We start from the raw sequence: 23,667 nt of genomic DNA, 5'->3' as shown, positions 1-23,667 counted from the left end.
GATCTATTTTCTTGTAATAGTTTGTGTTCTATCTGGACCAACAGAAACTACAGAAATAGGAACATTTAGTTCTTTTTCTAAAAAGTCTACGTAATCGTTAAACTCTTTTGGAAGTTGTGAAGCTTCAGTCATTCCGGTAAGATCTGCAGACCATCCTTTTAATTCAGTATAAACAGGAGAAACATTTTGCTCTTCAATATTATATGGAAGATGCTTAATTTCTTCACCGCGATAATTATAAGCAGTACAAACTTTTAAAGTATCAAAACCGCTTAAAACATCACCTTTCATCATAATTAACTGAGTGATACCATTAACCTGAACCGCATATTTAAGGGCTACAAGGTCTAACCATCCACAACGTCTTGGTCTTCCGGTAGTTGCTCCAAATTCGTTACCTACACGTCCCATAGTTTCACCATCTTCATCAAAAAGTTCGGTTGGGAATGGCCCGCTACCTACACGAGTTGTGTATGCTTTAAAAATACCAAAAGCTTCGCCAATTTGTCTAGGAGAAACACCAAGACCTGTACATGCACCGGCGGCTGTAGTGTTTGATGAAGTTACAAAAGGATAAGTACCAAAATCGATATCTAATAATGATCCCTGTGCACCTTCAGCAAGAATAGTTTTACCTTCGGCTTGCGCTTGTTGTAAATATTCTTCACTATCAATAAACTTAAGTGATTTTAAAGCTTTAACCGCGTCAAAGAATTCTTTCTCTAATTCGCAAAGATCATACTGTACATCTACGTCGTAAAAATCGATCATTTTTACGTGTTTATCTACAAGCGCCTGATAGCGATCTTTAAAATCGTCTAATTCTAAATCTCCAACTCTAATTCCGTTTCTTCCGGTTTTGTCCATATAAGTTGGGCCAATACCTTTAAGAGTAGAACCAATTTTTGCTTTACCTTTAGAAGCTTCTGAAGCTGCATCTAATAAGCGATGTGTTGGTAAGATTAAATGTGCTTTTCTAGAGATTACCAACTTGCTTTTATAATCTACATTATGTTTTGCAAGATTGTCTAATTCTCTTTTAAAAATTACAGGATCTATCACTACGCCGTTACCTACAAGGTTTACAGTGTTTTCGTGAAAAATTCCTGAAGGGATTGTATGTAATACGTGTTTTTGCCCGTCGAATTCTAGCGTATGGCCTGCATTAGGACCGCCCTGAAAACGTGCAATAATATCATATTTTGAAGTGAAAACATCGACAATTTTTCCTTTGCCTTCGTCACCCCATTGAAGCCCGAGTAGTAAATCTACCGCCATGAAAATTATACTTAATTGGTTGTTTTTTTATTACCGTAAAAATATAAAGAATGTTTGTTTATCTCAATATCAAACACTTCTTCTATTGTTTGTTTTATAGATTGAATTCGAGGATCGCAAAATTCAATTACTTCCCCGGTGTCGGTAAGAATTATATGATCGTGTTGCCTGTCAAAATAAGACTTTTCATACTGAGCCTGATTTTGCCCAAATTGATGCTTACGTACCAGGCCACATTCCAATAATAGCTCGATGGTGTTATACAAAGTAGCACGGCTTACGCGATACTTTTTATTTTTCATTTTGATATACAAAGATTCGATATCAAAATGCTCATCGTTATCATAAATTTCCTGTAGTATGGCAAAACGTTCAGGGGTTTTTCTATGCCCTTTTTCTTCCAAAAATTTGGTAAATACGTTTTTAACTACTGCCTGGTCGTTCTTATTTACAACTTTTTTACTCATAATTTTTTACTGCCGCACAAAGGTATGCGATTATTCACGGGTAACCTTATCTATCCCGTTAATTTTTTTCAGCCTGTCTATAATTTTATTTAAAACAGCATTGTTTTTAACCACTACTGTAATCCTTCCGCTAAAAATTCCGTCGTCACTTTCAAAATTAATATTCTTCATATTAACATGCATGTTACTAGAAATTTCGCGGGTTACATCACTTACAAGACCAATATTGTCTATACCATTTAGTTTAATTACGGCTTTGAAATCTTGCTGAGAGCTATCTACCCATTTTGCCTGGATAATTCGGTAAGCATAATTACTTTGTAATTGTATGGCGTTGGGACAATTTATTTTATGAACTTTTATACCCTCATTTACAGTAACAAATCCAAAAACATCGTCACCAGGAATTGGGTTGCAGCAATTAGACAGTTTATATTCCAGTTCATCTTCTTCTTTACCAAAAACTAGTTGATCGTAGTTAGCGGTAATTTCATCTTTGTTAAGATCCTGACTTATCTCTGGCTTCTTACTAATTTTCCGTTTAATATAACTTACCAGTGCATTACTTCTGGAAGCAGCAAATTCTTTTAGTGCCTGGTTATCTATCTTCCCAATTCCAACACGGTAAAATAGATCCAGACTTGTTTTTAGATGAAAATGCACCACAAGCTCGTTTACCGTTTTTTCATTGAACGGAATTTTCTGAGCTCTTAGCTTACGGGTTAAAATAGCTTTTCCTTCTTCAGCAATTTGTTTTTTCTCTTCTTTTAATGAAGATTTTATTTTTGCCCTTGCTCTTGCAGTTGTGGCATAATCCAGCCAGTTTATATTAGGTTTTGCGCTATCTGAAGTAATAATTTCTACCTGATCACCACTTTTTAATACATGACTTAACGGAACCAGTTTATTGTTCACTCTTGCTCCGCGTGTATGTGCTCCAATTTCAGTATGAATACTAAATGCGAAATCGAGCGGAGTAGAACCTTTTGGCAGTGATTTTAAATCTCCCTGAGGAGTGAACACAAAGATTTCTTTTGAATATAAATTCAATTTAAATTGCTCTACAAAATCTACAGCATTAACCGTAGGATTTTCTAAAACTTCCTGAAGACGATTTAACCATTCTTCAATTCCCTGTTCCTCTTTCTCGTCGGCATTTTTATATTTATAGTGCGCTGCATAACCTTTTTCTGCAATTTCATGCATACGCTCACTACGAATCTGCACTTCTACCCATCGGCCTTTTGGTCCCATTACCGTAATGTGCAAAGCTTCGTATCCGGTAGATTTTGGTGAAGAAATCCAGTCTCTTAAACGGGTGGGGTTTGGCCTAAAATGATCTGTAACGACCGAGTAGATTTTCCAGGCTAAAAACTTTTCATTTGCCTGGTCACTTTTATAAATAATCCTAATGGCAAACTTGTCGTAAACTTCATCAAAACTAATATTTTGATTGTTCATTTTACGCCGAATCGAAAATATAGATTTTGGCCGCCCTTTTATTTCGTAATCAAGATTTTCCTTATCCAAAGAATCCTGAATTACCCTAGAGAATTCAGTAATATAAGCATCCTGCTCTTCTTTACTTTCTTTGATCTTGGTTAAAATATCCTGATAAACTTCTGGCTCGGTATATTTTAATCCCAGATCTTCAAGCTCGGTTTTTACATTGTAAAGGCCTATTCTATGTGCTAGAGGGGCATAAATATAAAGCGTTTCTGAAGCGATCTTCAATTGTTTATCCCTGCGCATTGCGTCCATAGTTTGCATATTGTGCAAACGGTCTGCAATTTTGATGATAATTACTCGAATATCATCATTAAGCGTCAGTAACATTTTCCTGAAGTTTTCGGCTTGCAGGGAAACATCTTTATCTTTTTTAAGGCTTGAAATTTTGGTTAAACCATCTACAATTTTGGCAACGGTTTCCCCAAACATTCTTTCAAGATCATCTAGCGTATAAGAGGTATCTTCAACAACATCGTGAAGTAGGGCAGCGGCAATAGAAGTGGCATCCAATCCAATTTCCGAAGCTACAATTTTAGCTACTGCGATTGGATGAAATATATACGCTTCTCCAGATTTTCGTCGCTGATCTTTATGCGCGTCAACAGCTGTATCAAACGCCGATCGAATGAGTTTTTTATCCTCGTCGGTCAAAGTTTGATAGCTAATCCTTAGCAGTTCTTTGTACTGCTGTGCGATCTCTTTATTTTCTTTTTCTATAGCTGCCTCTGTCATATTTTAAAAATACATAAACAAATTTCAATAAACAACGTTCACATAGCAATAAACAACAATCAGTTATCAAATAATCAATAAAAAAATATAGTCCTAAAAACATCCAATATTGATATTCAGGCTTTAGCTTTTTTTATTTTAACTGTCAATGTTCAATATTTAGATTCATTATATACTTTAATTCTTCCACCAATTTCCTTAGAATCTGTTCAGGTGAATCGCTAAAAACCTTTATGGGGAACAAAAATCTGTTTAATAAAAGAGTCTTAAAATTACCAAACTGTCCAATTTTTAAATTCCTTTATCTCTAGCATCTAAAATCTCATGTCTAATAATCTAATCAGACTAACTCATCAAATTCCGGTAGCGCTGTAAAAGGCTAGGATGTGAATAATGCCAGAAAATATAGGTTTTATGCGGAGTTAAATTGCTTAGACTATTTTTACTGAGTTTCTTTAAACTGCTAATGAGGTCTTTTGCATTATAGGTTTCTTTCGCGTAATTATCGGCCTGATATTCAAATTTTCTGGAGATAAGGTTCATGATTAGTCCGGTTATTTCTGAAATAGGACTGTATAAAATTCCGAAGGCAATTAAACCAATATGAAAACTTGGAGTTTCTACACCCAAAGCCTGCGATAAAAGCGGATTTCCAACAAACAAACTCAACAACCAAAGTGTAAATCCTGTAGTTAATACTGAAGCAAATAGATTAAAAATGATGTGTTTCTTCTTGTAATGGCCAACCTCGTGTGCCAGTACGGCAACAATTTCTTCTTCCTCTAGATCATTCACCAAAGTATCAAAAAGCGTAATTCTCTTTTCGCTGCCAAAACCAGAAAAATAGGCGTTCGCCTTGGTACTTCGTTTAGAACCATCGATGATAAAAATATTATCCAGCTTAAAACCTACACTTTTAGCGTAGTTCTCGATCTTAGTTCTTAACGAGCCATCTTCAAGCGGACTTTGTTTATTGAATAACGGTACAATAAGTTTGGCATAAAACATATTCAGAAATACTGAAAAAGCAGCAATTAAAATCCAGGCGTACCACCAAAAATCTGAACCTACAAATTGATAGAACCAAACGATAAGTGCTAAGATTCCTCCACCAAGAATCGCCATTAAAAGCCATCCTTTAATTTTATCTATAAAAAATGTCGATTTTGAGGTTTTATTAAAGCCATATTTTTCCTCGATCACAAAAGTAGAGTAGTAGGAGAATGGCGTAGTTAAGATATCACTTCCAATCATTATAATTCCGAAGAAAATAAGTGCAATTACAATCTCATTTTTAGAAAATTCTCTAGCAATCGTATCTACCCATTCAAAACCATCTAAAAATAGGAAAGCTAGGGTTAAAATTAGTGAGAAAGCTGAAGTTAAGATTCCATATTTATAGCGCTCTTTTTTATAACGCTGTGATTTTTCATATTCTTCCTTTTCGTAAACGTCAGATAGTTCTGCCGGGATAGGATCGTCAAAATGCCGTGCATTTAAAGTGTCCAGGATCTTATCGAAAATAAAGTCGGCCAAAATAAGCGCGACAATAATGTAAAATAAAGTTTCAGGATTCAAATCGAGAATTTTAAAAATTGAATAGCAAATTAAATGCCGAATCTACAAAAATGATCGTTGTCTTTTGGCTTCGAAAATAAGAATTCCCGCCGCTACAGAAACATTCATACTATCTATGGCACCGCTCATTGGGATGATGATATTTTGCTTTGCCGCATCGCGCCATTCCTGGTTTAGTCCGGTTGCTTCAGTACCCACAACGATGGCTGAAGCTTGAGTGAAATCTATTTTTGTATAAATTTCTGAAGCCTGTAATGCCGCAGCGTAAATGGAAATATTTTTTTGCTGAAGAAAATCGATAATTTCAGCGGTAGTTCCCGTGGCGATGGTATTGGTAAAAACGCAACCCACACTAGATCGTATAATATTAGGATTGTAAAGATCTGTTTTAGGATTGGCGATGAAAACCGCATCTACATTTGCCGCATCTGCCGTTCTTAAGATTGCGCCAATATTGCCTGGTTTTTCGGGAGCTTCAGCAACTAAAATAAGCGGATTCTTATTACTGAAATTAAGAGTTTTTAGACCATTTTCTTTTGAAGCGAATACAGCGATTAAACCTTCAGTACTTTGGCGATACGCTAATTTTTGATAAACCTCTGAAGAGATTTCGATGATCTCGGCATGAGAATTTTCAAAATTAGGAATGGATTTAAATTCATTTTCAGAAAAGAACTCGGGACAAAAATATACTTCTAAAAGGTCAAAACCACCTTTTAGCGCCAGGCCTGTTTCTCGCAATCCCTCGACCACAAATTTACCTTCTTTTTTACGATTTCGGGATTTTTCCTGAAGCTGTAAAAGGTTTTTGATGCGTTTATTCTGAGTGCTCGAAATTTCTGTATTCATAAAGACAAAAATAACAAAAAAAGCTGCCCGATTTCGAGCAGCTTTTAATTGAATTTAAAGGAAATTTTTAGAGATTATTCTCCTTCTTCCTGTCTCTTGTATTTTGCCATATAACGTTTCCAAAGCTTAGTTTGTCTGGTTTCAAGGCTAATTTTTCTTCCCTGAATAAAAGCATCGGTAAGAATATTAGTTCTCATATCTAAAGCATCGCCTTCACTAATAAAAAGCGTAGCATCTTTACCTTCTTCTAACGTACCTGCAAAATCATCGATTCCCAGGATTTTGGCCGTATTACTGGTAATAAGCTTTAAGGCCTCTTCTTTATCAAGACCGTGAGCTACTGCTGTACCGGCATAAAAAGGAAGGTTTCTGGAATTCATACGTTCCATACTACCGCTACCTTCTATTCCTACAAGAATACCTTTTTTAGATAATTCGGCTGCTAATTTGTATGGTAAATCATAATCATCGTCATCCTGATTTGGCAAGCTGTGCGGTCTTCCTGTTAAAACAGGAATGTTATTTGCTTTAAGTTCATCTGCAACTTTTAATCCGTCGTAAGCTCCAACAATTACAAGATCTTTTAAATCTTCATCTTTTTTAAACTGAATAACGTCTAGGATTTCTTTTTCTCCATTTACATGAACGTATACTTTTTTATCACCGCTAAAAACAGTTTTCATAGCCAGGTAAGGAAGGTTGTTTTCCTTAAGATCTCCGGCCAGATAAGCTTTAGCTTCAGCAAAAAAGCCTCTTAACTTGATAATCTCCTGCTGGTATTCTTTGCTTGGCTTAATGCCGGCATCTTCTCCCATCCACCAACGTCCACGACGAACGCTGCTTGGCCAGTTAATGTGCAATCCATCGTCCATTTTTACAGCTGCATCGTCCCAAGTCCAGGCATCAAATTGTACAATAGAAGAAGTTCCAGAGATAAATCCGCCTCTTGGGGCGATTTGTCCTAATAAAACACCATTAGGACGCATGGTTTCAGTTACCTGACTTTCTGCATTGTAAGCAACTAAACTGCGAATATGTGGTAGCATTTCGCCAATTTCATCCTCGTCGTCTGTAGCTCTTACCGCGTCAATTTCAACTAAACCTAAAGTGGCATTAGGAGCAATAAATCCAGGATAAACATGTTTTCCTTCAGCATTAATAATTTCGCCTTTTGCTTGCGATGCTGCTGAAGAAGCTTTACTTACAGATGTGATTTTACCATCTTCAAAAATGATAAGGCTGTTTTCGATTACCTCACCGTTACCAATGTGAGCGGTAGCGCCAACGATGCTAACAGCTTCAGATTGTTTGGCAGCAGGCATTTGTTGTGCATTTAATCCTAAAACAGAAATAAATGCAAGTATAAATGTGATATTAAATAATTTCATTTTTCTGAATTTTTATCGGATTGCTTCCATAGTGTTACAATGTGCCTCAATTTTCTCTTTTTTAACTACAGGCTGAGTTTTCATTCCTTTGTTTTTAGCCTGAAGCATTTGAGTAATAAGCTCACTTTTTTGCTTTTTGATCTCTTCTCTTAAAGCTTTATCACGTTCTAAATCAAAATAAACAACCCCTTCGATCATTGTTTTTTCAGCTTTAGAATACACCGATAGTGGGTGGTTGCTCCAAAGCACTAAATCGGCGTCTTTTCCTTCTTTAATACTTCCAACTTTATCATCGATATGAAGTAATTTTGCAGGATTTAAAGTAACCAGTTTCCAGGCTTCTTCTTCGGTTAATCCACCATATTTCATCGTTTTTCCAGCTTCCTGGTTAAGACGACGGCTCATTTCAGCATCGTCACTATTAATAGCGGTAACAACTCCTTGGCTGTGCATAATAGCCGCGTTGTAAGGGATAGCATCTTCAACTTCATATTTATACGCCCACCAGTCTGAGAATGTAGCGCCTCCAATATTTCTTTCAGCCATTCTATCGGCAAGTTTATAACCTTCAAGAATGTGAGTGAATGTATTAATTCTAAAGCCCATGCTATCTGCAACGTGCATCATCATGTTAATCTCACTTTGTACATAAGAGTGGCAGCTAATAAATCTTTCGTCACGTAAAATTTCAGCAAGCGTTTCCATTTCGATGTCCTTACGGTAGGTATCTGGATTTGCTTCTTTATTTTTCATGTATTCTTTAGCACGGCTAAAATAATCCATATAAACCTGCTCTACACCCATTCTGGTTACAGGGAATCTATTTCCGCTGCCCCAGTTAGATTGTTTTACGTTTTCACCTAAAGCGAATTTGATAAATTTAGGAGAATCTTCAAAGATCATATCCTGTGCAGATGCTCCCCATTTTAAACGAACTATTGCAGATCTACCACCAATTGGATTTGCAGAACCGTGTAATAATTGTGCGGTAGTAACCCCGCCGGCAAGATCACGATAAAGAGCAACATCAGAAGGTTCGATTACATCTTCCATACTAACTTCAGCAGAAGAATTATGGCCACCTTCATTAATTGAAGAAAGTGCGATATGCGAATGTTCATCTACAATTCCAGAGGTTAGGTGTTTTCCGGTAGCATCTATAACAGTTGCGCCACCTGCTTTTAAATCTTTACCAATTTTAGCGATTTTCCCCTTTTTAACAAGAACATCGGTATTTTCTATAATTCCTTGTTCTTCGTTTGTCCAAACAGTAGCGTTTTTAAAAAGGATATCTTCGGCTTCTGGCATTTCTTCAAAACCATAAGCCTGGTTAGGGAAGGTAACAGGTAAAACTTCTGGAAATTTACTGTCTTCTTCTTTATCGTTTTTGTCTTTATCAGCTTTTTCTTCTGAAGATTGTTTAGTTGCGGTAAACGAAGTAGTATCTCCATTAGCTAATATTGCTTTACCGCTAATTTTATCTGAATCAGAAGGTACTTTTGCAGATAACCTTATAAATTCAGTTTTTGTAGTATCTGGAGAAGAAATTAATAGGGTCATCCAGCTATCTTCAAAGCTTAATTTTGATCCTATTTTTACATCTTCAGCTTCAACTTTTGCATTTGGTCTTTCAGCAGAACCTGTAATATCTAAAGTATATTCTTTCCCGTCTAACTTAAGATCGTACTTACCGGTAATATCAGTAGTATTCATCGTGTTTATAACGGTTTTTTCTCCCTGAATCCAGTTTTCGAAGATTTTAGAGTCTTTTTTAAAGAAATCGCCAGAGGTAATAATAAAGTTAGCCCATGCCCCTTGTTTGATTTCGCCTAATTTTCCAGACTGTCCAATAATTTTAGCCGGAGTGGTAGTTAATGCAGCAAGCGCATCTTCTTCAGAAAGGCCATATTCAATAGCTTTTAATAGGTTTTCTTTAAAATCTTTCGCAGGATCTAAACCTTTTGTAGTAATGGTGAAAGGAACATCTGCATCAGCAAGCATTTTTAAGTTTGCAGGAGCCTGGTTCCATCTTTTCATTTCAGCAAGACTTACATATTCAGCCATAAAAGGATCTTCTACGTCGTAAGCTGCCGGGAAAGTTAAAGGAATTAAGTAAGTAGCCCCAGATTCTTTAATTTCATCTAGTTTTTCATATTCAAAACCACTACCAAGAATAGCATATTGAATACCATATTCATCACCAATTTTATCGGCTCTTAATTGATCTAAAAGATTATCTGTTGCGAAAATCTTTGTAAGATTTTTGTTTTTGTTTACGGCCTCTAAAGCAAGATCTTTATTATCTGTATTTCCTGCAGCATACCATTTAGCATCCAGGTAAACCTGTCTTATCAATGCCATCGCTCCCATAATAGATGATGGATAAGATTGTTGAGATTTTACACTTTTACTAAAAGAAAGATATTCGGCAGAGCGGTCGTTTAAGATACGATCACCTTCAGTTCCGTTTGGATTTAGTGCAACTAAAACACCGCTTCCACGCATAATACCATCTGCAACATGTGTATTTACAACGCCAAAACCTCCATTGTGATATTTACCGGCTTCTCTGGCGTCGTAGCTAAAACTTTCTACAGCATTTTGCTCTGGTCTAATATGGTCGTTCCAGTAAAAACCTTCTCTGGTAGCTTCATATTGTCCCGATCTTCCAAAACCAGCTTCACGCTCTGGTTTTTTAATTCCAAATTCGCTATAAAGATCGATAAAAGATGGATAAACGTCTTTTCCTTCTAAATCGATAATAACGCTGTTTTTTGGTGTAGAAATTGATTTTCCAACAGCGGTTATTTTTCCATTTTTAATGGCAAACATTCCATTTTCTATGGTAGATGTGGGGTCTACATGGATAGTTGCATTTTTAAAAACTGTGTAATTGGTGTTGGTTGTTTTTACTCCCGAGTTGGTGGGGAAATATTCCTGGGCAGATAAACTGGTAATTCCCAAAAATAGAAAACATAGTAGAAATTTATATTTCATAAATGTTAGGGGTTTGATTAAAATGTGGTTGAAATTTTAAAAAGCAGAAAATTAAGAAAAAATTAATAAACCCTTAATGAATTTAGAAAGCATTTTCCAGGTCATCGTAATAATTAACAAGTAGAGCAACTACATAACTATAACTGCGTAAGCCTTCCTGTTGATTGTTTACGATAAGAAAGTGATTGTAAAAGGTCTGGAATAAAGGCTCGAAAGGATTTTGATGCTGAAGCCAGAAATCTTCAACTTCCTGATAGTTCTTTAGAATGCCGGGATTAAGTGTTTTTATCAGCTTTTCACCCAATTCGCGGTCTCTTCTAAAAAGTTCTGCTAGGCAATATCTAAGCGCAAAGGTAAAGCCGCAATATCTAAAATATTGATCTGGATGATTGATCGTGACCAGGCAGGCAATAAAATTCGCTTCATTTTCTTTAGCAAAACCCAATTGATGCCCAACCTCGTGGCTTGCCGTTGTTGGGATTTTAAAAGGTAATATTGTGGTGTTTACCTGGGCTTCTCCTGTAAGCGGATTTAAATATCCATTAAATCCCATATACGTAAGTGGCCAACTAAAAATAGATCGCTTTAAACTACGCCCTGTGTAAGTAAGTTCAGGAAAGTCATTTTTAATGTGATCGTAGCCCTTAACGGTAAAGTCAAAAATTTCAGCCTTAGAATATGGAATTTCAACTTTTGCTGAGTCATTTTCGACAATTTCAAGATGAGTTTTATTGGACTGTTCAATTAGTTTTTCGGTTAATAAAACTAATTCTTCCGTAGAATATTCATTGTCGATATCTAAAGACTGGTGGAGTGGCAGCCGATAATAATTGAAACCCCAAAATAGATGAAAACAAAAGTAAACTATAGAGAGACTCGCAAACATTTCTACAATCCATTCTTTCGGCTTTTTAAACCGAGTTTTAAATCTCTTTATAAGCCAGCGAAGAATAAAGATTACAAGAAGCGTATATAAAACATCACCAAAGGAAAATGGTAAAATACCAAGCGACCAACGCATTATTCTAGAGATGTACGGGTAAATTCCGCGACTATACCAGATTTCAATAAACCATTCATTTCCTGCTAAAAACTTTATAAGGATAACCTGAATAGGTAATAAAATGGCCAATACTATTTGGGACTTCTTTTTCACAATCTCAAAAATAGGATTTTTAAGCGTAGTATAAAGAAATTGTTTTCTTCTAAATGCTAATTTAATCGAAGGATGGGGGAAAATAATAGGAATTTAAAATGAACAGACTTTATAATATTGATGTTTATTCTAACCTACTTAATATAAATTTTTATGAGATTACTTAAAAAGCTAATGATTCTATTGCTTTTGAATCTGTTTTTTGTGAATTGTTCTTCAGATGAATCTTTTGAAGAACCTGTTGGAGGAGAAGAGGAAGAAACTCCTGTTGAAGAACCTGAAGAAGAGCCAGCTCCAGAAGAAGGAGAACTTTCCATTTACATTCCTAATGAGTTTAGCGAAATGGATTTTGAAGATCCTGAAAGCACGTGGACTTATAACCGAAGCCGTGAATCTGAGCATTTTATAGTTTTTTGGGGAGCAGGCTATGGTGATAATGCTCCGGGATCTGCAGATACGCCTGCATCGTATCGCGTAGATATCGACGACCTCTTAGAGCGAGCTGAAGATTTTTATGCGCTAAATATTGGGGAATTAGGTTTCGCAGAAACTGGCGTAGGAAACTCTAATCTTGATGAGTATAAAATGATGATCTTTCTATTCTACCAGGATGAGTGGCTGGCTACAGGATCTGGTTACGATGATACGATAGGTGCTTTATGGATAAGTCCTAATACCGCGCAACCTGTAGGGCATACCATTGCGCACGAGATTGGTCATAGTTTTCAATACCAGGTGTTTTCAGATATAGCAAATGGTCATGGCTTTAGATATGGTTTTGGCGGAAATGGCGGAAATGCTTTCTGGGAGCAAACCGCACAATGGCAGGGATTTCAGTCGTATCCAGAACTTGCATTTACCGTGGGTGATTTTGGCGTGTATATTGAAAATTATAATAAGCATATTCATCACGAAGATTATCGCTACGCCAGTTATTTTATTCATTATTACTGGACTTCTTTACACGGTAGGGATTTTATTGGTCGTTTATGGCGAGAAGCTCAGGAGCCAGAAGATCCAATTCAGGCATATATGCGAATTACAGGCATAAGCGTAGATGATCTAAATGCTGAAATTTACGATGCAGCAACAAAATTTGTAACCTGGGATTTGGACGATCTCAGAAGTTATGGAGAAGACTTTATCGGCGCTCAAAATTATAATTATACCAGTCAACCAGATGGTAGCCATATTGTAAGTCCAGATTATGCTCCGCAAACAACAGGCTACAATGTTATTCCTTTAAATGTGCCTGAAGCAAATACTGAAGTTAGCGTAGATTTTACTGGGATTCCCAATGCAGCTGGTTTTAATACTGTAGATGCTTCGATCGCTGGTTGGCGTTATGGTTTTGTCGCACTTCAAGAAAACGGAACTCGTGTTTATGGCGAGATGAATAATGATAGTGATGGATCTGCTTCTTTTGTCGTGCCAGAAAATACAACAAATCTATGGTTTGTGGTGACCGGTGCTCCAAGCGAATATTCACCGCATGCATGGGACGATGATAATAGTAATGACGATCAATGGCCCTATCAGGTTTCTTTTGCTGAAACAAATATTTTGGGAATTGTAGATCTTCCTGAAGATGGTGAACCACAAAATGTTGATCTAAGTTATGATATTTCGTTCCCTGCTGATACTGAAAATTATACCGGAACAAATGTCACTTTAAATACTGAAGCACTTGCGGAAGCTTTCTTAATGCAGCCTAATCAAATCGCGCAGGAAATAGGAAATTCAATTCAGTTTTATGCGGTAAATAGCAACGGAGACCTAATTGCTGAAACTACAGCGAATGGTTACGGACATTGGTTTGACGCTGCAGGAAATGTGATTGGCTGGGGAGATAATGCGGTAGTATATTCAGAATTTACTGAAAGCAATTTTAATTTTGAAATTGGTCAATATCCGGGACATTCTGTTTCAGGAGATACTTATACGATTAGTCAGGCTTTAATTTATGAATACGAAACGGATGAGTTTGCGCAGGCGACGATCACTTTCAATATCACTATTGAATAATTCTACTCGAAAATCGATGATTTTAAGACTAATTCTAAAGCCTATCTTATCTTTCGAAAGCTAAAATAATCTATTCTGAAATCATCAAAAATGGGATTCGTAAGGATCCCATTTTTGATTTTAGTCTTTAAATTAAGATATTATTATAATTCTTGTCTTTAATTCTCAATTAAATAGCGTTATTTTTGAAAATACATCAAAAAATATAAAAATGAATGATGAGATAAGGGATTTACAACCCAAAGCACTTTGGAATAACTTCGCAGATCTAAACGAAGTGCCCAGAGCGTCAAAAAAAGAAGACAGAGTAATCGAATTTATCAAAAACTTTGGGGAACAGTTAGAACTGGAAACCCAGGTTGATGAAACCGGTAATGTTGTAATCCGTAAAGCGGCAACTGCAGGTTTGGAAGATCGAAAAACCGTTGTTTTACAATCCCATTTAGATATGGTGCATCAAAAAAACAACGATACAAAGTTCGATTTTGATACTCAGGGAATAAAAATGTATGTAGATGGTGATTGGGTAAAAGCAGATGGCACAACACTTGGAGCCGATAATGGTCTTGGGGTTGCTACGATAATGGCTATTTTACAAAGTGAAGATATTGCACATCCAGCGATCGAAGCATTGTTTACGATAGATGAAGAGACAGGAATGACAGGAGCAAAAGGGCTTTCTTCAGAATTATTGAAAGGTGATATTTTATTGAATCTAGATACCGAAGAAGATGATGAAATAGGTATTGGCTGTGCCGGTGGTATCGATATTACAGCTTTGCGTGAATACGAAGAAGAAAATGTTCCTGATAACAGTGTTGGCTATAAGATCGTAGTAAAAGGCCTGCAAGGTGGACATTCTGGAATGGATATCATTAAAGGTTTGGCTAATGCCAATAAATTAATAGCCAGATTATTATATACTGCTTATCGTGATTTTGGATTACGAGTATCTGAATTGCACGGAGGCGGACTTCGAAATGCGATCCCTCGTGAAAGTGAAGCTTTTGTAACAGTAGATAAAGAAGATACCAACTTTTTTGTTCAGCAGATGTTGGTTTGGATCGATGAGATCAAAAAAGAATATGCAAGCCTGGAGCCTAATATGGATATTAGTATTTCTGAAGCTGAAATTAGTGGAAAACTAATGAAGGTTGAAGATCAGATGGAGATCATAAAAGCGATCGCATCTGCACATAATGGTGTTTATAGAATGAGTCCAGAGATCGAAGGTTTGGTTGAAGCTTCAAATAACATCGCTAACGTAGTGGTCGCTAACGGAAAGGCAAAAATAAAATGTCTTACAAGATCATCTGTAGAGTCTACAAAAAGTGATCTTGCGCATAGCTTGCAGGCAAGTTTCGAGCTAGCGAAGTTTAAAGTGAAACAATCTGGAGAATATCCTGGTTGGGCGCCAAATCCAGCTTCTGCAATTCTTAAGGTTTTAGATGAAATTTATCAAAAACAGCATGGGGAAAAGGCTAATATCGCTGCCTGTCATGCAGGATTAGAATGTGGAATTATAGGAAATCATTATCCAGATATGGATATGATCTCTTTTGGACCTACAATTAGAGGAGCACACTCACCAGATGAGAGAGCAAGTATTTCTTCAACTCAGAAGTTTTGGGATTTTACACTAGAGGTGCTTAAAAATATTCCGAAGAAATAGGGATTATAAAATTTCCTTCTGAATAAGTTCGTAACAGCGATAGCTGAATTTGTTCAGAAGGTTTTTCCATACCTTGTTTAAATTTGTGTTTTTATTATCGTAAGCAACATACTTTTTGATAATCATACCTTCTCTTGGTGTAGCTTCAAAACTTATGTCAGATTCAATAACTGCAGAAGTATCAACAGTTTCTACCTTACCAATTACTTTGAAATTTACCGCATATCTCTCATAGATTCCTAAGAAATCTCTTTCTTCATAGGTATAGACATTTTCGTTTTTAACTATTTCTTTAAAAATCAAAGTGTCTACTGAAATTTTATAATTTGGAGTTTTTGCTGAGAAATTGAAATTTCTTTCTTCAAGATCTTTAATTAGAATTTTATTGAAATTATTTGCAATTTTTTGAGAGTCTTTTTCAAAGAATTTTTTCAGGAAATAAGAATCTTCATTATAAATCTTAATCAATTCTGGTTTGAAGTTTAACGAAGTGTTTTTCTGAGTTTTAAACTTTCTATTCTTCCACCTAAAATCATTATTTAGGTTATTTGTATTTAATAGATTGCAGGATACAAAAGTAAGCGCAAGAAGGGCAAAGAAAAATTTTCTCATTTAGATGATAGTTGATGAAACATTTTACCTAAAAAGCAAAAAGCCTGCCAAGTGGCAGGCTTTATATTATTAAATAAAAGCTTTTATTTAATATCTACCAAATCAACAATAAAAACTAAATCGGTATTTGGTTCGATTGGTCCACGACCTCTTTCACCATAAGCAAGATGACTTGGGATATATAAAATAGCTTTATCACCAACTTTCATTTGTTCAATACCTTCGTTAAACCCGGCGATCATTGGTGCATCTGGACCGTAGGGAATATTTAATGGAGCATAACCACCTTGCATACTTCTCATTTCATTAAAGATGTCGAATTTCTTCGCAACATCTTCTTTGCTGGTATCAAAGATGCCACCATCTAAGAAGTAACCTTCGTAATCTACACCTACTTTTTGGCCAATTTTAGGTTTCGGGCCATCTCCTTCCTCAAGAATATAAATTCCTAGTCCGCTATCTAAAGTTTCAGCTTCTTCACGATATTTATCGAACATGGCTTTGTTTTCGGCTTTTGTTTCTTCAAGTTTTCTGGCAGCTTCTTCTTCAGCATCTTTAATTTTCTGAAGTTCATCTGCAAAAACCTGTGGCGCATCAAATTTTCTAGCTGCTTTTCCTTTTCTAATAATTTCAACCTCATTGATCACAACATCTTTTACAGGACGATCACGAGGATCTGTCTCTACTTTTCCTATGGCATCAACAACATCCTGTCCTTTTACTACTTTACCAAAAACGGTATGTCTTCCGTCTAGATTGGTAGTAGGAGCTAGGGTTACAAAAAACTGACTTCCATTTGTACCTTGGCCAGCATTTGCCATAGAAAGAATTCCTTTAGAATCATGGCTTAAACTATCGATGGTTTCATCTGGGAAACGATATCCAGGACCACCACGACCGGTTCCTGTTGGATCACCACCCTGTATCACAAAACCATCAATAATTCTGTGAAAAATAATTCCGTCGTAAAAATTCTTGTTTTTATAAGTACTGTCTACCATGGTGCTGGTTCCTTCAGCAAGAGAAACAAAACTAGCAACAGTAATCGGAGTTTGGTCGTAATAAAGTTCAGCTATAAAAGGTCCCATAGAAGTATCGAATCTCGCATACATCCCGTCTTCTAGATCTGGGTAATCATCTTTACAGGCTGTAAAAGCCAAAACAATAGCGCTTAAAAGTAAAAGGCTAAATTTCTTCATTATATAAATTTTAATTTTGGGTAAAAATAAATAAGATTTTTAGTTTATAGAATCTATCTTCTGGATACTATGTAAAGTTACGGTTGTTTTAATGGGAATATTGGTTCCAATACGATCTTTATCGCCATAATATCCAAAAGCTTTGTACGAAGGAAATAAAAAGGTAACAGTTTCTCCGGCTTTCATAAGTTTTAAGCCATTCCTTAAACCACTAAATAAATTTTCCTGGTCTATAGCGTATTCCTTTGTTGGCTTTTCCCCTTCAGCATAAATCGTTTGGTCATCCAGAGTTTTAATATGATAGTCGAAACTTACAATATCGCCAAATTCTGGTTTTTGGGTAGAGATAGAATCAGCTACTTTTTTATTGTAGAAATACCAAAATCCGCCGTTGCTGGCAATGTAATTCGTGGTACTATCTTTTGCAATAATTTCTTTTATTAAAGATTCTTCCTGCGCCAGTAGCTTTTTATTTCGTGCTACAGATTCGTTTATGTAGCTACCTGAATTCTGGCTCACAGGATAACGTGCTTCTGGAGATTTACAGGAAATTGCTGCTGAAATTATTAAGAAACTAAAAATTAGTTTTTTCATGCCTGAAGTTGTTCTTTATATTCAGGAAGTAATCGATTAAATTCTACAATGGTGTCGTTCATAGAAACTTCGCTTCTTCCGCCGGCCGCATTATTATGGCCACCACCATTAAAATGTGCACGAGCGAATGAGTTTACTGAAAAGTCTCCTTTAGAACGAAATGAAATTTTAATGATTCCTTCTTGTTTATTTTCAATAAAAATAGCAGCAAAAATAATTCCATCAAGAGAAAGTCCGTAGTTTACAAAACCTTCAGTATCTCCTTTTTTAAAATTGTGCGTATCTAATTCTTCCTGAGAAATTTTAATATAAGCGGTTCTATACTGTCTGTTAACCTTTAAATTTTGAAGAGCTACCCCCAGTAATTGCAATCTGCTTTCAGAATTAGTATCATACACGTCCTGATGAATTTGGCTATTTTTAGCACCTTTTTCAATAAGATCTGCTACCACACGATGCGTGTTTGGTGTAGTGCTGGAAAATCTAAAAGATCCGGTATCGGTCATTATTCCGGTGTATAAACAACTGGCAATTTGCGGAGTGATCTTCTTTTTAGCTCGAAGTCTCTCAATAAAGTGATATACCATCTCGCAGGTAGAGCTTATGCTTGTGTCACTATATGTATAATCTGCATAATCTGCAGGTTCCTGGTGATGATCGATCATTATAAAGGTCGCTTCACTTGCTTCTAAGGCCTGCTGCATATCACCACAGCGGGAAAGATCATTGAAATCTAAGGTGAAAATTATCTCGGCTTTTTCGATAATTTCGTCTGCTGTTTTTTTATCCTCTTCGTAAATAATTACCTCGTCGTTGCCAGGTAGCCATTTAAGAAAGTCTGGATATTCGTTAGGTGCAATTACGGTAGCATTATGTCCTTTATCTTTCAGGAAATGCATTAAGGCCAGGGTGCTTCCCATGGCATCGCCATCTGGGCCTTTGTGTGGCACGATCACTATGTTATTAGCATTAGCTAATTCCGCAGTAATTTCTAAAATATATTGCTCTATCATAAGATTGGTAAAGATACAATTTAATGTCTTATTAGGCTTTGCTCTGTAATCAAGATTTAATCCTTTTTAACCTATTTCAACTATAATTTTCTTCTAGATCAGCGTTTGTTTAATTACGGGTAATTTACCATTTCGTTAAACTTAACTTCGGTCTTTAAAAGTTGGCGGTCAATGTTTATTTTTATTGGACACAAAACAACAAAAATGCTTAAAATTTTACGATTTTCAGTTTTATTATTTCTTTTAGGTTGTAATTCTACCTCTAACGTCGTTAATAACGACGAGCAGGAAATTGATCCAAAAGAGTACGATTATACCATTGTTTTTGGTAGTTGTAACGATCAGGAAAATCCGCAACCACTTTGGCAGCCGATATTGGCCAATAATCCCGATGCTTTTATTTGGGGTGGCGATAATATTTATGCCGATACGCCAGATATGGAGAAGATGAAAGAGATGTATGATTTTCAGAATAATGTTGAAGAATATCAGCAGTTGGTAAATTCTACAGTCATGTTGGGAACTTGGGACGATCACGACTTTGGAAGTAATAATGCCGGGAAGGAGTGGGATAAGAAAGCTGAAAGTCAGCAATTATTTCTTGATTTTATGAATGTGCCTGAAGATGATTCGCGTAGAGATCGAGAAGGCGTTTATTATTCACAGGATTTAAATGCTGACGGGAAAACCATAAAAGTGATTTTACTGGATACTCGTTATTTTAGAGATCCTATTAATGAAGGGCGAGAAGGTACAATTTTAGGTGAAGCACAATGGAGTTGGTTAGAGAATGAATTAAATAATAGCACGGCAGATTACAATATTATAATGAGTAGCATCCAGGTATTAAGCCGCCAACATCGCTTTGAAAAGTGGGCAAATTTCCCAGAAGAACGGGAGCATTTATTGGATCTAATTGTAAGTTCAGAAATTAAAAACCCGATCATTATTAGTGGTGATCGCCATATTTCAGAATTTTCGAAAATGGATATTGATGGTTTAGAAGCTCCGCTTTACGATTTTACATCTAGCGGAATGACGCATGCCTATGAAAATTTTAATGGAGAACCTAATATGTATCGAGAAGGAGAGGTGATCTTTCAGTTAAGTTTTGGTGTTTTGAACTTTGATTTTGAAAATGAGGAAGTTAATATGCAAATGAGAGGCGTAGAAAATGCACTTTTGCAAGAAACAAGCGTCAAATTTTAGAAAATCGATATAAAGTTTTAATAACCTTGTATTTGGAAGAGAATTAATTATTTTTGCTGAAAATTTAAAAAACACGAAATGGCAGGAAACAGAACTTTCACCATGCTTAAGCCTGATGCTGTAGAAAATGGGCATATTGGTGCAATTTTAGATCAGATCAATGCTTCAGGTTTTAGAATCGTAGCCATGAAGTTAACGCAAATGACAACAGCAGATGCAGAGACTTTTTACGCGGTTCATAAAGAGCGTCCGTTCTTTGGTGAATTAGTAGAATTTATGACAAGAGGACCAATCGTTGCTGCGATCTTAGAAAAAGAAAACGCAGTTGAAGATTTTAGAACTTTAATTGGTGCTACAAATCCTGAAGATGCTGCTGAAGGTACTATTAGAAAAAAATACGCTGCTTCTGTAGGAGAAAATGCAGTTCACGGTAGTGATAGCGACGAGAACGCTGCTATCGAAGGTGCTTTTCACTTTGCAGGTAGAGAAATGTTCTAAGAATATTTTTTGTAATAAAAAGAAAAGCTATCCGGTTTTGGATAGCTTTTTTTATGCTTTTTTCTGAAGTTATTGGCGCCGCCAAAGGGAATAATACCCTGAGGCTCGCGCCGAGGTAGTTTACTTACTTCGTTAATTTACCGAAGAACTAGTTTTTCTATAAGTACTTTCCCTAATTCTTCGTTTAGCATTTTAACGATCTTTTCTTTCCCGTAGCTTAATTCTTCGCGCAAAACAGAAGAGCTTAACTGAACATACAAAGTGCTTCCCTGTAATTTTATTGCAGTGGTATATTTTTGGATCGCTGGCCCCATTTGTTGGTTCCATGCATCCCGAACATGGACTTTATCCAAGCCCTTTTCAAGATTGTTCTTTTCAACAAATTCTTTTAAAACGTCTCCTAAACTTAGATTTTCGTTATTCCTCTTCATTGGTTTCGATATTTATGGGGCTGTATTTTTTGTAATGATATATTTTATCCTGATCATTTTTTATAACCAGGTTTTCTTCTGAAGCTTCAAGAACAGTTTCCTTCCAGTTATCATAAGGCGTTTTATAATAAATTCGAAGGCTATCTTCTTCAATTTTAAGATCAATTTTTTCAGCAGAATTGGTGGTTTTATATGTACCATCCATCTGCGGCCGTAGTTTTGTACGCTGTCCTGATGATTTGGATGAATCGCTTAGTTCAAAATAATCGATATTCTCACTCATTCTATAAGTGATGGTAGAATCTGGACTTACTTCAACTTTATCGATTTCCCAGTAGCCTTCTAAAAATTGGATCTGTTCTCTTGGATCCTGTTTATTACAACTTAATATAATGAAGCTGAAAATGAAAAAAAATATACCGCAATTTTTCACAATTTGAATATTTTATAGGTTTGATTACTTTCTTTTACCACTTTTTCGGTACGCTCGGCATGCGTATCGCTTATAAATATTTGGCCTAAATCTTTTGTGGCTACCAAAGCTACAATATGCGCTACTCGCTGTTCGTCTAGCTTGTCGAAAACATCATCTAAAAGTAATATTGGGTTTACGCCACTTATTTTTTTAATAAAATCGAATTGAGCTAACTTTAAAGCTACTAAAAATGACTTTTGCTGGCCCTGGGAACCAAATTTTTTAATAGGATGACCTTCAATTTCAAAACTTAGGTCGTCTTTGTGCGTTCCAACGCTGGTATATTGCAAAACCATATCTTTTTGAAGTTGGTCTTCTAAGAGTTTCGATAGTGGTTTATCTGCAAGTTGACTTTTATAGGCTATACTAACTGGTTCTTTATTATTAGTGATTTCGGCATATCTGGTATTAAAGATGGGAACAAATTCATCTAAAAAATCTAGTCGTTTTTTATACAATTTCGATCCAAGGTCATTAAGCTGAAGATTGTATACTTCTAAGGTGTCTCGATCGAAGGTATGATTGGCTGCAAAATATTTTAAAAGGGAGTTTCGCTGTGAAACGATTTTGGTATAATTAATAAGATTATTTAAATAAGTACTATCGCTTTGTGAAATTACGCCATCCATAAATTTTCTACGGGTTTCGCTACCTTCTATAATAAGGTCGCGATCCGCAGGTGAAATGATTACCGCCGGGATAAAACCAATGTGCTCACTAACTTTCTCGTAAGGCTTTTGGTTTCTCTTGATCACTTTTTTTTGCCCACGCTTTGCACTCACTAAGATCTGCTCTTCCTTTTCGTTTTTCTCAAACGTTCCATCTACCACAAAAAAGTCGGCATCGTGATTAATATTCTGGCTGGTAATCGGGTTAAAATAACTTTTCCCAAAAGCCAGATGATAAATGCTATCTAAAACGTTTGTTTTTCCCACACCGTTATGCCCAACCATACAATTAATCTTAGGATCAAAGTCGAAAGAAGATGATTCCAGATTCTTATAATTTAAGAGGGAAAGCTGTTTTAAATACATAATTTATTGAAAATCAATGAGGTTTTGAATGGTCGGCCAGACTTGAATTTACTAAGCGAAAGAGCTTAAAATATTGAAAAAATACAAATAAATTCCCTTTTAATTTTCACAAAATATTATATTTTTGCCACGCATTAAAAATATCTTATGGCAACATATAAGAAAAGGGGATATAAACCACCAAAGGAAAACATCCAGGACGTAGAAGAAACAAATGAAAACGAATACGTAGAAGGACATTCTACTACTGAAGACGTTTTTAATAGTCTAGACGAAGGTGCAAGCCGTACAGAAACCTGGGTAGCAGACAATCAAAAATACATTTATATTGTATTAGGTGTTGTTGTAATTGCTGTTTTAGGATATCTAGGATACGAGCAGTTTATCCAAGAGCCAAAAAAGGCTGAAGCTGCCAACGAAATGGCACAGGCGCAAAATTACATGCAGGCTGCTATGAATGCAGGTGCTACACAAAGTGATTCACTTTATAACCTGGCATTAAACGGAGGTGAAGGAAAGTATGGATTCCTAGATATTATTGATAATTATGGAGGTACTCCTAGTGCCAATATAGCATCTTATAATGCTGGTTTTGCTTACTTATATACAGGTAAATATCAGGAAGCTATAGATTATTTAGAAGACTTTAAAAGTGATGATGAAGTTTTAGCTCCTTTAGCTACTGGTGGTATTGGTGATGCTTTTATGCAATTAGAGCAACCAGAAGAGGCTTTAGATTATTACGTTAAAGCTGCGAATATGAGATCTAATAGCTTTACAACGCCAAAATTTTTATTGAAAGCTGCTGTTACAGCGCTAGAATTAGGAAATGCTGAGGATGCTTTAGAGTATCTTAATAAATTAGAAAACGAATATCCAGAGTCTGAAGAAGCAGAGCAAGCTCCTGTATTTATTGGTCAGGCTCAGGCGATGAACTAACATATAAACATA

20 protein-coding genes are annotated in these 23,667 nt (G+C 35.9%); 5 read left to right on the top strand and 15 right to left on the bottom strand.

The features are described from left to right. Positions 1 to 3 precede the first annotated feature (3 nt). The 8 genes from IIF7_RS10845 to IIF7_RS10810 form a co-directional block, all read right to left on the bottom strand. Positions 4 to 1,278: an adenylosuccinate synthase gene (locus tag IIF7_RS10845; RefSeq protein ID WP_084841717.1), complete on the bottom strand. Its 1,275-nt coding sequence runs from the start codon at positions 1,276 to 1,278 to the stop codon at positions 4 to 6. An 11-nt stretch (positions 1,279 to 1,289) separates the two neighbouring features. Continuing rightward, positions 1,290 to 1,745 (bottom strand): Fur family transcriptional regulator, encoded by a 456-nt coding sequence (locus IIF7_RS10840; RefSeq protein ID WP_084841716.1) that lies wholly within the window; start codon positions 1,743 to 1,745, stop codon positions 1,290 to 1,292. A 30-nt stretch (positions 1,746 to 1,775) separates the two neighbouring features. Next, on the bottom strand, positions 1,776 to 3,986 hold the full coding sequence (locus tag IIF7_RS10835) for a RelA/SpoT family protein (RefSeq protein ID WP_084841715.1): 2,211 nt from the start codon (positions 3,984 to 3,986) through the stop codon (positions 1,776 to 1,778). 345 nt (positions 3,987 to 4,331) lie between these two features. Beyond that, positions 4,332 to 5,564: a M48 family metallopeptidase gene (locus IIF7_RS10830; RefSeq protein WP_084841714.1), complete on the bottom strand. Its 1,233-nt coding sequence runs from the start codon at positions 5,562 to 5,564 to the stop codon at positions 4,332 to 4,334. A gap of 42 nt (positions 5,565 to 5,606) precedes the next feature. After that, positions 5,607 to 6,413, bottom strand: a complete 807-nt coding sequence (locus IIF7_RS10825; protein ID WP_084841713.1) for a TrmH family RNA methyltransferase — start codon at positions 6,411 to 6,413, stop codon at positions 5,607 to 5,609. Positions 6,414 to 6,487: 74 nt separating this feature from the next. Beyond that, entirely contained in the window at positions 6,488 to 7,801 is a 1,314-nt protein-coding gene (locus tag IIF7_RS10820) for an amidohydrolase family protein (RefSeq protein WP_084841712.1), read from the bottom strand. 12 nt (positions 7,802 to 7,813) lie between these two features. Further along, positions 7,814 to 10,798 carry an amidohydrolase family protein gene (locus tag IIF7_RS10815; protein ID WP_084841711.1) on the bottom strand — a complete coding sequence of 995 codons (2,985 nt, stop codon included), beginning with the start codon at positions 10,796 to 10,798 and terminating at the stop codon, positions 7,814 to 7,816. An 82-nt stretch (positions 10,799 to 10,880) separates the two neighbouring features. Further along, positions 10,881 to 11,954, bottom strand: coding sequence for a DUF3810 domain-containing protein (locus IIF7_RS10810; RefSeq protein WP_084841710.1), 1,074 nt, complete (start codon positions 11,952 to 11,954; stop codon positions 10,881 to 10,883). A gap of 153 nt (positions 11,955 to 12,107) precedes the next feature. Here IIF7_RS10810 and IIF7_RS10805 point away from each other — a divergent pair, with 153 nt between their 5' ends. After that, a complete protein-coding gene (locus tag IIF7_RS10805) occupies positions 12,108 to 13,979 on the top strand; it encodes a DUF4859 domain-containing protein (RefSeq protein ID WP_084841709.1) in 1,872 nt (623 codons plus the stop codon). A 211-nt stretch (positions 13,980 to 14,190) separates the two neighbouring features. After that, a complete protein-coding gene (locus IIF7_RS10800; protein WP_084841708.1) occupies positions 14,191 to 15,651 on the top strand; it encodes an aminoacyl-histidine dipeptidase in 1,461 nt (486 codons plus the stop codon). Between the two features lie 3 nt (positions 15,652 to 15,654). Here IIF7_RS10800 and IIF7_RS10795 read toward each other — a convergent pair whose 3' ends face one another. From IIF7_RS10795 to IIF7_RS10780, 4 genes are all read right to left on the bottom strand, one after another. Beyond that, the gene (locus IIF7_RS10795) at positions 15,655 to 16,263 is read right to left on the bottom strand and encodes a hypothetical protein (protein ID WP_084841707.1); all 609 of its coding nucleotides are present in this window, start codon (positions 16,261 to 16,263) and stop codon (positions 15,655 to 15,657) included. Positions 16,264 to 16,346: 83 nt separating this feature from the next. Further along, positions 16,347 to 17,462 (bottom strand): peptidylprolyl isomerase, encoded by a 1,116-nt coding sequence (locus tag IIF7_RS10790; protein ID WP_084841706.1) that lies wholly within the window; start codon positions 17,460 to 17,462, stop codon positions 16,347 to 16,349. Positions 17,463 to 17,501: 39 nt separating this feature from the next. Next, the gene (gene gldI, locus IIF7_RS10785; RefSeq protein WP_084841705.1) at positions 17,502 to 18,056 is read right to left on the bottom strand and encodes a gliding motility-associated peptidyl-prolyl isomerase GldI; all 555 of its coding nucleotides are present in this window, start codon (positions 18,054 to 18,056) and stop codon (positions 17,502 to 17,504) included. Next, positions 18,053 to 19,069, bottom strand: a complete 1,017-nt coding sequence (locus tag IIF7_RS10780; protein ID WP_084841704.1) for a DHH family phosphoesterase — start codon at positions 19,067 to 19,069, stop codon at positions 18,053 to 18,055. The genes gldI and IIF7_RS10780 overlap by 4 nt, the downstream gene beginning before the upstream one ends. A gap of 204 nt (positions 19,070 to 19,273) precedes the next feature. On the opposite strand from IIF7_RS10780, the gene IIF7_RS10775 reads away from it, so the two are divergent. Both IIF7_RS10775 and IIF7_RS10770 read left to right on the top strand, forming a co-directional pair. Then, a complete protein-coding gene (locus IIF7_RS10775; protein WP_245801617.1) occupies positions 19,274 to 20,278 on the top strand; it encodes an alkaline phosphatase D family protein in 1,005 nt (334 codons plus the stop codon). 78 nt (positions 20,279 to 20,356) lie between these two features. Further along, on the top strand, positions 20,357 to 20,776 hold the full coding sequence (locus IIF7_RS10770) for a nucleoside-diphosphate kinase (protein WP_084841702.1): 420 nt from the start codon (positions 20,357 to 20,359) through the stop codon (positions 20,774 to 20,776). 137 nt (positions 20,777 to 20,913) lie between these two features. Here IIF7_RS10770 and IIF7_RS10765 read toward each other — a convergent pair whose 3' ends face one another. Genes IIF7_RS10765 through recF form a run of 3 tightly spaced genes read right to left on the bottom strand, consistent with a single transcriptional unit; the run spans position 20,914 to position 22,716 of the window. Continuing rightward, on the bottom strand, positions 20,914 to 21,207 hold the full coding sequence (locus tag IIF7_RS10765; protein ID WP_084841701.1) for a DUF721 domain-containing protein: 294 nt from the start codon (positions 21,205 to 21,207) through the stop codon (positions 20,914 to 20,916). Then, positions 21,194 to 21,640, bottom strand: a complete 447-nt coding sequence (locus tag IIF7_RS10760) for a lipocalin family protein (RefSeq protein ID WP_084841700.1) — start codon at positions 21,638 to 21,640, stop codon at positions 21,194 to 21,196. The genes IIF7_RS10765 and IIF7_RS10760 overlap by 14 nt, the downstream gene beginning before the upstream one ends. Then, on the bottom strand, positions 21,637 to 22,716 hold the full coding sequence (gene recF, locus IIF7_RS10755) for a DNA replication/repair protein RecF (RefSeq protein ID WP_084841699.1): 1,080 nt from the start codon (positions 22,714 to 22,716) through the stop codon (positions 21,637 to 21,639). Before recF ends, IIF7_RS10760 begins: the two co-directional genes overlap by 4 nt. 147 nt (positions 22,717 to 22,863) lie before the next feature. On the opposite strand from recF, the gene IIF7_RS10750 reads away from it, so the two are divergent. Continuing rightward, positions 22,864 to 23,655, top strand: a complete 792-nt coding sequence (locus IIF7_RS10750) for a tetratricopeptide repeat protein (protein WP_084841698.1) — start codon at positions 22,864 to 22,866, stop codon at positions 23,653 to 23,655. Positions 23,656 to 23,667: the final 12 nt, after the last annotated feature.

Origin of the sequence: Zunongwangia atlantica 22II14-10F7 (assembly GCF_002094855.1) — a bacterium.
GTDB lineage: Bacteria > Bacteroidota > Bacteroidia > Flavobacteriales > Flavobacteriaceae > Zunongwangia > Zunongwangia atlantica.
The sequence above is the reverse complement of the archived record's forward strand: the minus strand, read 5'-3'. Positions and strand labels throughout refer to the sequence as shown.

What these genes read in the sequence shown, in the direction of transcription:
- IIF7_RS10845 (WP_084841717.1), bottom strand. Translation starts at nt 1,278, where the DNA reads ATGGCGGTAGATTTACTACTCGGGCTTCAATGGGGTGACGAAGGCAAA.
- IIF7_RS10840 (WP_084841716.1), bottom strand. Translation starts at nt 1,745, where the DNA reads ATGAGTAAAAAAGTTGTAAATAAGAACGACCAGGCAGTAGTTAAAAAC.
- IIF7_RS10835 (WP_084841715.1), bottom strand. Translation starts at nt 3,986, where the DNA reads ATGACAGAGGCAGCTATAGAAAAAGAAAATAAAGAGATCGCACAGCAG.
- IIF7_RS10825 (WP_084841713.1), bottom strand. Translation starts at nt 6,413, where the DNA reads ATGAATACAGAAATTTCGAGCACTCAGAATAAACGCATCAAAAACCTT.
- IIF7_RS10820 (WP_084841712.1), bottom strand. Translation starts at nt 7,801, where the DNA reads ATGAAATTATTTAATATCACATTTATACTTGCATTTATTTCTGTTTTA.
- IIF7_RS10815 (WP_084841711.1), bottom strand. Translation starts at nt 10,798, where the DNA reads ATGAAATATAAATTTCTACTATGTTTTCTATTTTTGGGAATTACCAGT.
- IIF7_RS10805 (WP_084841709.1), top strand. Translation starts at nt 12,108, where the DNA reads ATGAGATTACTTAAAAAGCTAATGATTCTATTGCTTTTGAATCTGTTT.
- IIF7_RS10800 (WP_084841708.1), top strand. Translation starts at nt 14,191, where the DNA reads ATGAATGATGAGATAAGGGATTTACAACCCAAAGCACTTTGGAATAAC.
- IIF7_RS10795 (WP_084841707.1), bottom strand. Translation starts at nt 16,263, where the DNA reads ATGAGAAAATTTTTCTTTGCCCTTCTTGCGCTTACTTTTGTATCCTGC.
- IIF7_RS10790 (WP_084841706.1), bottom strand. Translation starts at nt 17,462, where the DNA reads ATGAAGAAATTTAGCCTTTTACTTTTAAGCGCTATTGTTTTGGCTTTT.
- gldI (WP_084841705.1), bottom strand. Translation starts at nt 18,056, where the DNA reads ATGAAAAAACTAATTTTTAGTTTCTTAATAATTTCAGCAGCAATTTCC.
- IIF7_RS10780 (WP_084841704.1), bottom strand. Translation starts at nt 19,069, where the DNA reads ATGATAGAGCAATATATTTTAGAAATTACTGCGGAATTAGCTAATGCT.
- IIF7_RS10775 (WP_245801617.1), top strand. Translation starts at nt 19,274, where the DNA reads ATGCTTAAAATTTTACGATTTTCAGTTTTATTATTTCTTTTAGGTTGT.
- IIF7_RS10770 (WP_084841702.1), top strand. Translation starts at nt 20,357, where the DNA reads ATGGCAGGAAACAGAACTTTCACCATGCTTAAGCCTGATGCTGTAGAA.
- IIF7_RS10765 (WP_084841701.1), bottom strand. Translation starts at nt 21,207, where the DNA reads ATGAAGAGGAATAACGAAAATCTAAGTTTAGGAGACGTTTTAAAAGAA.
- recF (WP_084841699.1), bottom strand. Translation starts at nt 22,716, where the DNA reads ATGTATTTAAAACAGCTTTCCCTCTTAAATTATAAGAATCTGGAATCA.
- IIF7_RS10750 (WP_084841698.1), top strand. Translation starts at nt 22,864, where the DNA reads ATGGCAACATATAAGAAAAGGGGATATAAACCACCAAAGGAAAACATC.